Here is a 13,109-nt window from a genome sequence, read left to right as displayed (position 1 = left end):
CGCTCCCAGAGGAACCGCTCCCATGCCGCGCCGCTATCTGCTCAGCCGCATCGCACAGGCCGCCCTGGTGCTGTGGGCGGCCTTCACGGTCTCGTTCATCCTGCTGCAGCTGCTGCCGGGCGATGCCGTGCTGATCAAGTTCCTGAACCCCGAGCTGGGCCTGGGCCCACAGGAGATCGCCGACATCCGCGCCGCCTACGGCTCGGACCAGCCCGTGTGGCAGCAGTACCTGCACACGCTGGGCCAGTTCCTCACGGGCCATTTCGGCTATTCGCTGCAGGCCGGCGTGCCGGTGAGCCAGGGCCTGGCCACCAGCCTGCCGCCCACGATCAAGCTCGCGGCCCTGGGCTTTGCCGCAGCCGCGCTGCTGGCCGTGGCGCTGGCGGCGGCTGCCAGCCTGGCGCCCTTTGCCTGGCTGCGCAACGCGCTGTATTCGCTGCCTTCGGTCTTTGTCTCGGTGCCCGTGTTCTGGCTGGGGATCATGCTGATCCAGGTGGTGTCGTTCCGCCTGGGCTGGATCGCCGTGATCAATCCCGGCCCCTGGGAAGGACTGGTGCTGCCCACGCTGACCCTGGCCGTACCGATCTCGGCGCCGCTGGCCCAGGTGCTGCTGCGCAATATCGACGCCGTGCTGGCCCAGCCCTTCGTGGCCGTGGCACGGGCCAAGGGCGCCTCGCGCCGCTGGGTGCTGCTGCGCCATGTGGCACGCAATGCCCTGCTGCCCACGCTGACCATTGCCGGCGTGCTGTTCGGCGAGCTGCTGGCCGGCGCCGTGGTGACGGAGGCCGTGTTCGGCCTCAATGGCCTGGGCACGCTGACCCAGCAGGCCGTGGGCAACCAGGACACGGCCGTGCTCCAGGCCGTGGTGGTCGTCTCGGCCGCCGCCTTCGTACTCATCAACCTCGCCGTGGATCTGCTGTACCCGCTGCTTGATCCGCGCCTGCGCCATTCCGTGGAGAACCGGCCATGAACACTGCCGTCTCAAGCGCTCTTTCCCCGGCCCTGGATGCCCAGGCCGCGCCCGCCACTCCTACTCCCATTCCCACGGCGCTGCCAGCGTCGTCCCTGGCCCCTGCGCCAGCCGCCCCGCGCCGCAGCTTCGCCTTGCCGGCCCGCCTGCAATCCCTGAAATGCCTGCCGCCCACGCTGGCCCTGGCCTGGCTGGTGATCGCCGTGGCCGCGCTGTGGGCGCTGGCGCCCGGCTGGTTTGCCCACCAGAACCCGATCGCGGGCCAGGCCGGCCAGCAGTTGCTGGCGCCCAGCGCCGCGCACTGGCTGGGCACGGACGCGCTGGGACGCGACCTGTGGGCGCGCGTGGTGCATGGCGCCGTGCATTCGCTGTCGGGCGCCTTCGTGGCCGTGGGCGTGGGCCTGGCCGTGGGCACGCTGATCGGCCTGCTGGCCGGGGCCACGGGCGGGCGCACGGAAGATGCGCTGATGCGCCTGGTCGATGTGCTGCTGGCCGTGCCTTCGCTGCTGCTGTCGCTGACCATCATCATCGTGCTGGGCTTTGGCACCATCAACGCGGCCATTGCCGTGGGCGTGGTCTCGGTGGCCAGCTTCGCGCGCCTGGTGCGCTCGGAGGTGGTGCGCGTGCGCCGCTCCGACTATGTGGAGGCCGCCTTTGGCAGCGGCGGGCGCTTTGCCGCCGTGCTGTGGCGCCATGTGCTGCCCAATTCGCTGACCTCGGTCATCGCCATGGCGGCGCTGCAGTTCGGCTCGGCGATCCTTGCGATTTCCACGCTGGGTTTTCTGGGCTACGGCGCGCCGCCGCCCACGCCCGAATGGGGGCTGCTGATCGCCGAGGGCCGCAACTACATCGCCACCGCCTGGTGGCTGACCACGGCGCCGGGCCTGATCGTGGTGGCCGTGGTGCTGGCAGCCAACCGCATCGCCACGGCCTTCGCACGGAGGCCTGCATGAGCGCCGCCATCGAGGAACGCATCCACGCCGCACCAGCGGTGGCAACGACCGCCCCCGTGCTCGAAGTGCAGGACCTGGCAGTGGCCTACCGCGATGCCGCAGGCCAGGCGCAGCGCGTGGTGCACGGCGTGTCGTTTTCCGTGGCGCCGGGCGAGGTGGTGGCCCTGGTCGGCGAATCGGGCTCGGGCAAGACCACCACGGCCCAGGCCGTGATCGGCCTTTTGGCCGACAACGGCCACCGCGAGCACGGCAGCATCCGCCTGCAGGGCACCGAGGTCTCGGGCTGGCCGGCCGCACGCTGGAACGCCATCCGCGGCCGCGTGGTCAGCCTGGTGCCGCAGGACCCCACCATGTCGCTGAACCCCGTGCGCACGGTGGGCGACCAGGTGGGCGAGATCCTGCGCATCCACGGCCTGCGCGACCGCACGGCCGTGCAGGCGCGCGTGCTGGAGCTGCTGGCCCGCGTGGGGCTGTCCCAGCCCGCGCTGCGCGCACGCCAGTATCCGCACGAACTGTCGGGCGGCATGCGCCAGCGCGTGCTGATCGCCATCGCCATCGCGCTGCGGCCCGCCCTCATCATTGCCGACGAGCCCACCAGCGCGCTGGACGTGACCGTGCAGCGGCGCATCCTGGACCTGATCGACGCGCTGCGCCGCGAGACCGGCACGGCCGTGCTGCTGGTCACGCATGACCTGGGCGTGGCGGCCGACCGCTCGCACCGCCTGGTCGTCATGCAGGGCGGCCGCATCCAGGAGCAGGGCCCCACGCTGGAGCTGCTGCGCAATCCGCAAAGCGCCTATACGCGGCGGCTGCTGGCCGATGCGCCTTCGCTGGCGCCCGCGCCGCGCCGCACGCCCAGGCCCGCCACGGCCGATGACTGGGCCATCGAGGTCGAGGACCTGGTGCACGAGTTCGCGGCCCCCGGCCATGCCTCCGCCCACGGGCGCGGCATCTTCCGCGCCGTGGACGGCGTGTCGCTGCGCGTGCGCCGGGGCAGCACGCATGCCATCGTGGGCGAGTCGGGCTCGGGCAAGACCACCACCATCCGCGCCATCGTGGGCCTGGGCCGGCCCACGGCGGGCCGCATCCGCATCGAAGGCACCGAGGTCACGGGCCTGCGCGGCGAGGCCCTGCGCCAGCTGCGCCGCCGCGTGCAGCTGGTCTACCAGAACCCGTTCAGTTCTCTGGATCCGCGCCAGAGCGTGTTCGACATCATCGAGGAACCCCTGCTGAACTTCGACCCGCTGCCGGCCGATGAGCGCCGCCGGCGCGTGCACGACATGCTGGAGCGCGTGGGCCTGCCGGCCGCCGTGCTGCAGCGGCGCCCGCATGCGCTGTCGGGCGGCCAGCGCCAGCGAGTGGCGATTGCGCGCGCCCTGGTGCTGCAGCCGCAGGTGCTGGTGCTGGACGAGGCCGTATCGGCCCTGGACGTGACGGTGCAGGCCCAGATCCTCGCCCTGCTCGCCCAGCTGCAGCAGGACCTGGGGCTGACCTATCTCTTCATCTCGCACGACCTTGCCGTGGTGCGCCAGATTGCCGACACGGTGTCGGTGCTGCGCGCGGGCCGGGTGGTGGACGCGGGCAGCGTGGAGGAGGTGTTCCAGCGCCCCACCAGCGACTACACGCGTGAACTCATGGACGCCATTCCCGGCAAAAGGAGCATTGATTTTGTCCCTCATACCGCCTGACACACACGCTGGCGCCGTCCCCCGCAGCGGCCCGCGCCTGGGCTTCTTCAGCCGCCTGCTCGACGACGCGCCGGCCGGCGAGCGCTACCGCCTGGTGGCCGAGCAGATCGCCCATGCCGAGGCCCACGGCTTCGACTCGGCCTGGGTGGCCCAGCACCATTTCCATGAAAGCGAGGGCGGCCTGCCCTCGCCCTTCGTCTTCCTGGCCCATGTGGCGGCGCGCACGCGGCGCATCCGCATCGGCACGGGCGTGATCACGCTGCCGCTGGAAAACGCGCTGCGCGTGGCCGAGGACGCGGCCGTGCTGGACCTGCTGACCGGCGGCCGCCTGGAAGTGGGCCTGGGCACGGGCGGCACGGCCGAATCCTTCGAGGCCTTTGGCGTGCAGGGCGCCGAGCGCGGCGCCGTCTTCGCGCGCAACTTCGGCGTGCTGCAGGATGCCTGGGCCGGGCGCGCGCTGGCCGGTGGCGTGCACCTGTACCCGGCCGCGCCGCAGCTGCTGGAGCGCGTCTGGCAGGCCACGTTCTCGGCCGAGGGCGGCGCGCGGGCCGGTGCCAATGGCGACGGCCTGATGCTGTCGCGCACCCAGCCACGGCCCGAAGGCGCGCCGCAGGCCACGCTGTCCGAGATCCAGAACCCCATCATCGACGCCTACCTCGCCCGCCTGCCCGCAGGGCGGGCGCCGCGCATCCTGGGCTCGCGCACGCTGTTCGTGGCCGACCGCCGAGACGATGCGCTGCGCTGGGCCGAGGCCGGCCTGCGCCGCGTGGCCCTGCGCCATGCGGCCCAGCCCTCGCAATGGGCGGCCCGCGTCGATCCGCAGGCGCCGCTGGCCGATCTCATCGCCGCCTACGACGTGCATGTGGGCACGCCCGACGAGGTCATCGCCTCGCTGCGCGCCGACACGGCGCTGGCGCGCGTGAGCGACATCGTCTTCCAGGTGCATTCCATCGATCCGCCGCATGCAGCCATCCTGCGCTCCATCGAACTGACGGCCGCCCATGTGGCACCGGCCCTGGGCTGGCGCCGTGCCGATGAGTCCACATCCACGTCCACCCCAGCGCCCTCTTCCCTCCCCGCAGTCCGGGCCGGACTGCTGCAAGCCGCATGACCATGAACACCACCGCAACGCCCCGCTTTCCCGGCGACGTGATCGACCACCTCGCCGACATCACCCCCGGCAGCGCCCTGGACCGCGTGCGCCGCCACCGCACCGAGGCACGCACGCAGGCCCAGCAAAGCTTTGCCTCCCTGTTCACGCCCGCCGAGCCCGTGCCCGGCACGGTCTCGCTGCGCGAGCGGCGGGCCCTGGCCGCCTTCACGGCCGGGCTGCATGGCGAGCCGCGCAGCGCCGTCTTCTATACACGCGCGCTGGCCGCCGAGGATGCGGAACTGGCCGCCGTGGTGGCGTCCGAAGTGGTGCGTGGCCGCGCCCAGAGCCTGCAGGCCGGCAGCGGCCCGCACGGCCCCTACGGCAGCTCCCCGGCAGGCCCGCTGAGCCGCGAGGACCAGCCGGGCCCCGCCTATGCCGTGGACCCGGCCCACGCCGCACTGCTGGGCCCGCGCCTGGCCGCGGCGCTGGCCCATGCCCACCTGCTGGCCTACCACCCGCGCGACGCCAGCGCCGGGGCCCTGCAGGCGCTGCAACAGGCGGGCTGGAGCGAGACGGACATCGTCATCCTGTCCCAGCTGGCGTCCTTCCTGTCCTTCCAGATCCGCGTGGTGGCGGGGTTGCGCGTGCTGGCTGCACGCCCCGCGCCCCAGGCAACCCATCAACCCACCACCCTGCAAGCCCAGCCATGACCTCAACGAACTCCGCCGCTCCCCAGGTCTTCACCCAGGAACAGCTCGACTGGCTGCCATGGATTGAGCCGCTGGAAGAAAGCGAGCTGACCGAACGCCACCATGCAGGCCTGGTCGATGCCTCACGCGCGCAGTCGCCCTACTTCCGCCTGCTGGCGCGCGACCCCGACACGCTGGGCGCGCGCACGCGCACCGACAAGGACATCTTCTACAACCCCGACGCCGGCCTGCCGCGTGCCGAGCGCGAGCTGGCCGCTGCGGCCACCTCGCGCGCCAATGGCTGCATCTACTGCGCCTCGGTCCATGCGCGCTTTGCCACGCACTTCTCGCGCAGGGGTGGCGACGTGCAGCGCCTGCTCGACGAAGGCCCGGGCACGGACCTGGGGCCGCGCTGGAATGCCATCGTCACGGCGGCCGTGGCGCTGACCCAGACGCCGCCTGCGCTGGAGCCCGCCCACATCGATGCGCTGCGCACCGCAGGCCTGGACGATGCCGCCATCTCCGATGTGCTGCACGGCACGGCCTTCTTCAACTGGGCCAACCGGCTCATGCTGTCGCTGGGCGAGCCACGGACCACGGCTTGAGGGCGCCCGCCCTCACCACAGGCCCAGCAGCTTCCACCAGACACTGCCGACCACGGCAAAGATCAGCAGCTCGATCAGGCACATGGCAGCCCCCACGCGCCACCAGTTGCCCAGCGTGACATAGCCGCTGCCGAAGATGATGGGCGAAGTGCCGGTGGCGTAGTGGGTCAGCGTCATCATGATGGCCGAGCCGGCCGTCATCATCAGCATGAAGGGCACGACATAGTCGGCCGGAATCAGCTGCGCACCCACGGTCAGGAAGGCCAGCATCATCGCGCTGATGTGGGCCGTGGTGCTGGCGAACAGGTAGTGCGAGAACACGAACACGCCCACCAGGATGGCCGCCACCGGCAGCCAGTCCAGGCCGCTGGCGACGATGGCGTTCTTCATGCCCACGGCAAACCAGGACACCACGCCGAGCTTGTTGAGCTGCTCGGCCAGCATGACCAGGGCGCCGAACCACACCAGGGTGTCCCAGGCGCTTTTCTCGGACAGCACGTCATCCCAGTCGATGGTGCCCGTGATGATCAGCACGAACAGGCCCAGGAAGGCGACCACGGTGGGGTCCAGCACGAAGGCCGGGCCGAACAGCATCTGCGGCACGTTGGCCCACAGCAGCAGCATCAGGCCGAAGGTGCCCAGCATCACGCGCTCCTTGCCCGACAGCGGCCCCATGCGCGCCATCTCGCTGCGCGCGTACTCCACGGCATTGGGCGTGGCCTTGAGCTCGGGCGGCGACAGCAGGTAGATCACCAGCGGCATCAGCAGCAGGCACAGCAGGCCCGGCAGCAGCATGTACAGCGCCCAGGTGGTCCAGCTCAGGTGCAGGGCCTGGCCCGTGGCCTTGGCCACGAAATCCACCACCAGCGGGTTGGGCGCGGTGGCGGTCAGGAACATGGCCGAGGTGATGGGATTGGCGTGGTAGTTGACCAGGGCCAGGTAGGTGCCCACCTTGCCCTGCGTGCCCTTGGCCGGGTCCGACTCGAAGGCATTGGCGATGGACTTCATGATCGGGTGCACGATGCCGCCGCCGCGCGCCGTGTTGCTGGGCGTGAACGGAGCCAGCACCAGCTCGCAGATCGCCAGGCCGTAGCCGATGCCGATGGTGCGCTTGCCCAGCAGGGCGATGAACATCAGGCCGATGCGGCTGCCCAGCCCCGTCTTCTTGAGGCCGCGCGAGATCAGGATGGCCACCACGATCAGCCAGATCAGCGGGCTGGAAAAGCTGCTCAGCGCATCGGTGATGGCACCCTTGGACGAGCCGGACGTGACCTGGGACAGCGAGACGATGACGATGGCCATCAAGGCCATCACGCCAATGGGCATGACCTTGAGGATGATGGCCACGATGGTGGTCAGGAAAATGGCGACCAGCTGCCAGCCCTTGGGCGTCAGCCCCTCGGGCACGGGCATCAGCAGCAGGCCGAACAGCACGGCGGTGGCAATCAGTGCCGGCACCAGCCGGAACGGCACGGCCGCCTTGAAATAGCGGAACAGCGAGGCGATCTTCTCGAGCATGTGGATCCTTTGCGTTGCCGGAGCGGCGCCGAGAGAGCATGGCCTGCCGGGAGCAAAAGCCCACCAGCCTGCACGGGCACTGGCGGCCGCGCCGCATGACTGACATCATGATGCAGTGCAGCATGAGCCCGGCTTCCAGCGGGCGCCTGCGCCACCGAAGTTTGACAGGCATCAAGGCCGGGCCAGTAAACCTGGCGACCCAGGCCACCGAGCCCCGCTCACATGACAGCATCCCCAGACCGGGTGCCTTTCGCCCCGGTGTACCCATGCAGTGAAAAAAGGAGAAAAGCCGACATGCCAGCCAACCGATTCTTGCCCGAGGAATGGGAATGCCGGCTCCAGGAAATCGACCTGGAGATCGCCCGCCACGCCGTCATATGCAAGATCCCGCTGCTGCAGGCCGGTGTGGTGGAGCGCGTGCTGGCCAATGACGCCAGCGTCTGCGGCGCCGAGCACGAGGCCGCATTCAAGACCCTGCGCGGCCTTCTGTACATGCACTACACCGAGCTGCTGCACATCAGCGAAGTGCTCAGCCCCGAGGTCGCCCAGGAAATCGCCCACCGCGTGCGCCTGCGGCTAGGCCAGCGCATCGGCAACCAGCTGGGCGGCTGATGCCGGGCTGTCTGCCTGGCCTTTGCCCTGGCGCGAGGGCATGAAAAAAGGGCTACGACAGTTGTCGTAGCCCTTTTCAATTTGGTTGCGCGAGAAGGATTTGAACCTCCGACCTTTGGGTTATGAGCCCAACGAGCTACCAGACTGCTCCATCGCGCGGTATTCCAAAATTATAGCAGATTATTCAGCTGCCTTGGCTTCGGCGGCGCCTTCTTCAGCGCGCTCGACCAGTTCCACGAAGGCCATGGGGGCGTTGTCGCCCACGCGGAAGCCCATCTTCAGGATACGGGTGTAGCCACCAGGACGCTTTGCGAAGCGGGGGCCCAGCTCGTTGAAGAGCTTGGTCACGCTGTCGCGGTCGCGCAGGCGGTCGAATGCCAGACGGCGGTTGGCAACGGTGTCGACCTTGGCCAGGGTGATCATGGGCTCGATCACGCGGCGCAGTTCCTTGGCCTTGGGAACGGTGGTCTTGATGGCTTCGTGCTCGATGAGCGAATTCATCATGTTCTTCAGCATCGCCAGGCGGTGCGAAGAGGTGCGATTGAGTTTGCGGAGGCCGTGACCGTGACGCATGGTGCTTTATTCCTAAAATATGTAATTAGGGCTTGCGCAAACAAGGATGCAAGCCTGGACCCGTTACCGGATCTGCAGCTTGCCTCAACCGAATTTGCGCAAGTTGTTGATTAATTCGTGCAGCCGTATCAGGTACTGCCCGAGGCACTGAGGCTCTCCAAAAAGGAGAGCCTGCAATTATAGTGCTTAGCGCTTTTCCAGGCCAGCAGGCGGCCAGTTCTCGAGCTTCATGCCCAGCGTCAGACCGCGGGAAGCCAGGACTTCCTTGATCTCGTTGAGCGACTTGCGACCCAGGTTGGGGGTCTTGAGCAGCTCGTTTTCGGTACGCTGGATCAGGTCGCCGATGTAGTAGATGTTCTCTGCCTTGAGGCAGTTGGCCGAACGCACGGTGAGTTCCAGCTCGTCCACGGGACGCAGCAAGATGGGATCAAAGGCGGTTGCGGCACCACGGCCACCGGCCGGAGCATCGAAGACGCTGGCGATATCGCCGCCGTCCAGCTGAGCGAACACGGCGAGCTGTTCCACCAGAATCTTGGCGGAGGCGCGCACGGCGTCCTCGGCAGTGATCGCACCATTGGTTTCGATCTCCACCACCAGCTTGTCGAGGTCGGTGCGTTGTTCAACGCGGGCCGATTCGACGGCGTAGCTCACGCGCTTGACTGGCGAGAACGAAGCGTCCAGCACAATGCGGCCGATCGACTTCGTGGACTCGTCGCCATAGCGGCGCACGTTGCCGGGCACATAGCCGCGGCCCTTCTCCACCTTGATCTGCATGTCCAGCTTGCCGCCTTGCGACAGGTTGGCGATGACATGATCAGGGTTGATGATTTCCACGTCGTGGGGCGTCTGGATGTCGCGCGCCGTCACGACGCCTTCGCCATCCTTGCGCAGCGAGAGCGTGACCTCATCGCGGTTGTGCAGCTTGAACACCACACCCTTGAGGTTCAGCAGGATGTTGACCACATCTTCCTGGACACCGTCGATGGACGAGTACTCGTGCAACACACCAGCAATCGTCACTTCCGTCGCTGCGTAACCCACCATGGAGGAGAGCAGGACACGGCGCAGGGCGTTGCCCAGCGTATGGCCGTAGCCACGCTCAAACGGCTCCAGAACAACTTTGGCGCGATTGTGGCCAAGCTGCTCGACATTGATCGTCTTGGGCTTCAGCAAATTGGTTTGCATGCAGACTTCCTCTCAATACCCCCGGCTCGTTACACCGGTAAGGCTGGTGAAGCACCCCAGCGCGATGCCTCGCGGCTGGGGGACGGTTTTACAGAAATGTCGCTGCGCGGAATTAACGCGAGTACAACTCAACGATCAGGGATTCGTTGATGTCTGCACCGAACTCGTCGCGGTCAGGCGACTTCTTGAACGTGCCTTCAGCCTTGTCGGCAGACACTTCCACCCATGCGGGGAAACCGACTTGACCAGCCAGTTGCAGGGCTTCGACGATACGAGCCTGCTTCTTGGACTTTTCACGCACGGCGACCACGTCACCCACCTTCACCATGTAGGAAGGGATGTTGACGGATTGGCCGTTGACCGTGATGGCCTTGTGCGAAACCAGCTGACGCGCTTCCGAGCGGGTCGAGCCGAAGCCCATGCGGTACACCACGTTGTCCAGACGCGACTCCAGCAGCGACAGCAGATTGGCACCGGTGTTGCCCTTCTTCTTGTCGGCGGCTTCGAAGTAGCGGCGGAATTGCTTTTCCAGCACGCCGTACATGCGCTTGACCTTCTGCTTTTCACGCAGCTGCAGGCCGAAGTCGGAAGTACGCTGACCGGAAGTGCGGCCGTGCTGGCCGGGCTTGGTGTCGAACTTGGACTTGTCGGCGATCGAGCGACGTGCGCTCTTCAGGAACAGGTCAGTGCCTTCACGGCGGGAGAGTTTGGCCTTGGGGCCGATATAGCGTGCCACTTGATTTCCTTTGTGTCATCTGCCGTGCACAAGCACGGGAGCCGCCCGCGATGTTACACATCTGGGCGGCGGTGGGCTTGGTGAAAAAGCTTAGATACGACGGCGCTTTTGAGGGCGGCAGCCGTTGTGGGGAACCGGCGTCACGTCCGCGATGGAAGTGATGCGGATGCCCAGGGCGCCCAGGGCGCGAACCGAGGATTCACGGCCAGGACCGGGACCCTTGATTTCGACGTCCAGGTTCTTGATGCCCTGTTCGATGGCAGCACGACCAGCCACTTCCGAAGCCACCTGGGCAGCGAAGGGAGTCGACTTGCGCGAACCCTTGAAGCCCTGGCCACCCGACGAGGCCCACGACAGAGCGTTGCCTTGGCGGTCGGTGATGGTGATGATCGTGTTGTTGAACGAAGCGTGCACGTGGGCAATGCCGTCCGAAATGTTCTTACGGACTTTCTTGCGAACGCGCTGTGCAGCGTTGTTTGCGGGAGACTTAGCCATAGTGATCTTTCAATCTCTTTATTTCTTCAAAGCCGCGGCACCCTTGCGCGGACCCTTGCGGGTACGTGCATTCGTGCGGGTACGTTGACCACGCATGGGCAGGCCACGACGATGACGGAAACCGCGATAGCAACCGATGTCCATCAAACGCTTGATGTTCATCGTTGTTTCGCGACGCAGATCACCTTCCAGAGTCAGGGAAGTCAGCTGATCACGGATCTTTTCCAGATCACCGTCAGTCAGTTCCTTGATTTTCTTGGAATATGCGATGCCAGCGGCTTCGCAGATCTTGCGTGCAGTGGTGCGACCGATCCCATAGATAGCGGTCAGGCCGATTTCAGCGTGCTGATGCGGCGGGATGTTAATGCCAGCGATACGTGCCATTATTCGTCCTCAAACTTTCCTATCAACCCTGGCGCTGCTTGTGGCGCTGGTCCGTGCAGATCACTCGCACCACACCTTTGCGGCGGATGATCTTGCAGTTACGGCAGATTTTTTTGACCGAAGCCGAAACTCTCATTTCATTCTCCTAAAACTCTACATCCGTTACGGCCTATCGACCGGGAAACATGCCCGCGATGGATAGATCGAGTGGGCGTCTACTAACTCTTACTGGACCCGCCGGCACCGCCGGCCAGGCCCATCACTTAGTTCAATTGCCAAGTGTCGCTTTGAAGTTCGCCTTTTTGAGGAGCGATTCGTACTGTTGCGACATCATGTAGTTCTGCACCTGGGCCATGAAGTCCATGGTCACCACCACAATAATCAGCAGTGATGTGCCACCGAAGTAGAACGGAACGTTGTACTTCAGGATCAGGAACTCGGGCAACAAGCACACGAATGTGATGTACACCGCGCCAGCCAGGGTCAGGCGAACCAGGATCTTGTCAATGTAGCGGGCCGTCTGGTCACCGGGACGGATCCCGGGGATGAAGGCACCACTCTTCTTCAGGTTGTCGGCGGTTTCCCGGCTGTTGAACACCAGGGCCGTGTAGAAGAAGCAGAAGAAGATGATGGCAGTGGCGTAGAGCATCACATAGATCGGCTGACCGGGGGTCAGCGTGCTAGCAATGTCCTTCAGCCAGCGCATGGATTCCCCTGCACTGAACCAGTTCACAACGGTCGCCGGCAGCAAGATGATCGAGGAAGCGAAGATGGGAGGAATGACCCCCGCCATGTTCAGCTTCAGCGGCAAGTGCGAAGACTGGCCACCATACACCTTGTTACCCACCTGACGACGCGCATAGTTCACCAGGATCTTGCGTTGTCCCCGCTCGACAAACACGACGAAGTACGTCACGGCTGCCACCACGAGAACGATGAAGATCGCGGCCAGGATGCTCATGGCACCGGTGCGCACCAGCTCCAGCAGACCACCGATGGAGCTCGGCAGACCTGCGGCGATACCTCCAAAGATGAGGATCGAGATGCCGTTGCCCAGACCACGTTCCGTGATCTGTTCACCGAGCCACATCAGGAACATGGTGCCGGCCGTCAGGCTGACCACCGCCGTGAGGCGGAAGCCGAAGCCAGGGCTCAGAACCAGACCTGCGGAGCTTTCCAGAGCCACGGCAATTCCCAGGGACTGAAAAATCGCCAGGCCCAAAGTGCCGTAGCGGGTGTACTGGGTGATCTTGCGACGACCCGATTCACCTTCCTTTTTCAGCTGCTCGAATGTAGGGACCACATAGGTCATGAGCTGCATGATGATCGATGCCGAGATGTACGGCATGATCCCCAGTGCGAACACCGTGAAGCGCGAGAGCGCCCCACCCGAGAACATGTTGAACAGATTGAGAATGCCGCCCTGCTGGCCATTGAACAGCTGCTGCAGCTGCGCTGGATCGATGCCCGGCACGGGGATATGAGCCCCGATCCGGTAAACGACCAGCGCGAGCAACAGAAAAACCAGACGGCGGCGAAGATCGCCGAATTTTCCGGTTTTTGCAATTTGAGCTGCGCTAGTAGCCACGGATGTCTTCTTTCAGATCA

At 65.9% G+C, this 13,109-nt stretch carries 15 protein-coding genes and 1 tRNA gene; 7 read left to right on the top strand and 9 right to left on the bottom strand.

From position 1 onward, the window contains the following. Positions 1-22: 22 nt before the first annotated feature. From BO996_RS05425 to BO996_RS05400, 6 genes are read left to right on the top strand one after another with little or no spacing between them, the layout of a single operon-like run. Positions 23-970 carry an ABC transporter permease gene (locus tag BO996_RS05425; protein ID WP_071954207.1) on the top strand — a complete coding sequence of 316 codons (948 nt, stop codon included), beginning with the start codon at positions 23-25 and terminating at the stop codon, positions 968-970. Further along, entirely contained in the window at positions 967-1,923 is a 957-nt protein-coding gene (locus tag BO996_RS05420; RefSeq protein ID WP_071954206.1) for an ABC transporter permease, read from the top strand. The genes BO996_RS05425 and BO996_RS05420 overlap by 4 nt, the downstream gene beginning before the upstream one ends. Further along, positions 1,920-3,611, top strand: a complete 1,692-nt coding sequence (locus BO996_RS05415) for a dipeptide ABC transporter ATP-binding protein (protein WP_071954205.1) — start codon at positions 1,920-1,922, stop codon at positions 3,609-3,611. Before BO996_RS05420 ends, BO996_RS05415 begins: the two co-directional genes overlap by 4 nt. Further along, positions 3,592-4,722 (top strand): putative FMN-dependent luciferase-like monooxygenase, encoded by a 1,131-nt coding sequence (locus tag BO996_RS05410; RefSeq protein WP_071954204.1) that lies wholly within the window; start codon positions 3,592-3,594, stop codon positions 4,720-4,722. Before BO996_RS05415 ends, BO996_RS05410 begins: the two co-directional genes overlap by 20 nt. Continuing rightward, a complete protein-coding gene (locus tag BO996_RS05405) occupies positions 4,719-5,414 on the top strand; it encodes a CMD domain protein (protein WP_071954203.1) in 696 nt (231 codons plus the stop codon). The genes BO996_RS05410 and BO996_RS05405 overlap by 4 nt, the downstream gene beginning before the upstream one ends. Further along, the gene (locus BO996_RS05400) at positions 5,411-5,998 is read left to right on the top strand and encodes an alkylhydroperoxidase domain protein (protein WP_013804442.1); all 588 of its coding nucleotides are present in this window, start codon (positions 5,411-5,413) and stop codon (positions 5,996-5,998) included. Before BO996_RS05405 ends, BO996_RS05400 begins: the two co-directional genes overlap by 4 nt. A 12-nt stretch (positions 5,999-6,010) precedes the next feature. Here BO996_RS05400 and BO996_RS05395 read toward each other — a convergent pair whose 3' ends face one another. Continuing rightward, entirely contained in the window at positions 6,011-7,516 is a 1,506-nt protein-coding gene (locus BO996_RS05395; RefSeq protein WP_071954202.1) for a DASS family sodium-coupled anion symporter, read from the bottom strand. A gap of 294 nt (positions 7,517-7,810) precedes the next feature. On the opposite strand from BO996_RS05395, the gene BO996_RS05390 reads away from it, so the two are divergent. Beyond that, positions 7,811-8,128 (top strand): hypothetical protein, encoded by a 318-nt coding sequence (locus BO996_RS05390; protein WP_012202980.1) that lies wholly within the window; start codon positions 7,811-7,813, stop codon positions 8,126-8,128. Between the two features lie 82 nt (positions 8,129-8,210). On the opposite strand, the gene BO996_RS05385 is transcribed toward BO996_RS05390, so the two are convergent. The 8 genes from BO996_RS05385 to secY all read right to left on the bottom strand — a co-directional run bounded on the left by BO996_RS05385 (position 8,211) and on the right by secY (position 13,089). After that, positions 8,211-8,287: transfer RNA gene (locus tag BO996_RS05385), tRNA-Met, on the bottom strand. A gap of 21 nt (positions 8,288-8,308) precedes the next feature. Further along, positions 8,309-8,701: a 50S ribosomal protein L17 gene (gene rplQ / locus BO996_RS05380; RefSeq protein ID WP_012202979.1), complete on the bottom strand. Its 393-nt coding sequence runs from the start codon at positions 8,699-8,701 to the stop codon at positions 8,309-8,311. A 186-nt stretch (positions 8,702-8,887) separates the two neighbouring features. Further along, the gene (locus BO996_RS05375; RefSeq protein WP_012202978.1) at positions 8,888-9,886 is read right to left on the bottom strand and encodes a DNA-directed RNA polymerase subunit alpha; all 999 of its coding nucleotides are present in this window, start codon (positions 9,884-9,886) and stop codon (positions 8,888-8,890) included. Between the two features lie 112 nt (positions 9,887-9,998). Next, positions 9,999-10,622: a 30S ribosomal protein S4 gene (rpsD, locus tag BO996_RS05370; RefSeq protein ID WP_012202977.1), complete on the bottom strand. Its 624-nt coding sequence runs from the start codon at positions 10,620-10,622 to the stop codon at positions 9,999-10,001. A gap of 90 nt (positions 10,623-10,712) precedes the next feature. Next, positions 10,713-11,117 (bottom strand): 30S ribosomal protein S11, encoded by a 405-nt coding sequence (rpsK, locus tag BO996_RS05365; protein ID WP_012202976.1) that lies wholly within the window; start codon positions 11,115-11,117, stop codon positions 10,713-10,715. 18 nt (positions 11,118-11,135) lie between these two features. Continuing rightward, positions 11,136-11,501, bottom strand: a complete 366-nt coding sequence (gene rpsM / locus BO996_RS05360; protein WP_012202975.1) for a 30S ribosomal protein S13 — start codon at positions 11,499-11,501, stop codon at positions 11,136-11,138. A gap of 22 nt (positions 11,502-11,523) precedes the next feature. Further along, positions 11,524-11,637: a 50S ribosomal protein L36 gene (gene rpmJ / locus BO996_RS05355; RefSeq protein WP_003050535.1), complete on the bottom strand. Its 114-nt coding sequence runs from the start codon at positions 11,635-11,637 to the stop codon at positions 11,524-11,526. Between the two features lie 132 nt (positions 11,638-11,769). Beyond that, positions 11,770-13,089, bottom strand: a complete 1,320-nt coding sequence (secY, locus tag BO996_RS05350) for a preprotein translocase subunit SecY (RefSeq protein ID WP_012202974.1) — start codon at positions 13,087-13,089, stop codon at positions 11,770-11,772. Between the last annotated feature and the right edge of the window lie 20 nt (positions 13,090-13,109).

The sequence above is a fragment of the Delftia sp. HK171 genome (genome assembly GCF_001886655.1).
Lineage (GTDB): Bacteria > Pseudomonadota > Gammaproteobacteria > Burkholderiales > Burkholderiaceae_C > Comamonas > Comamonas acidovorans.
This window is presented reverse-complemented; position numbering and strand designations above follow the sequence as displayed.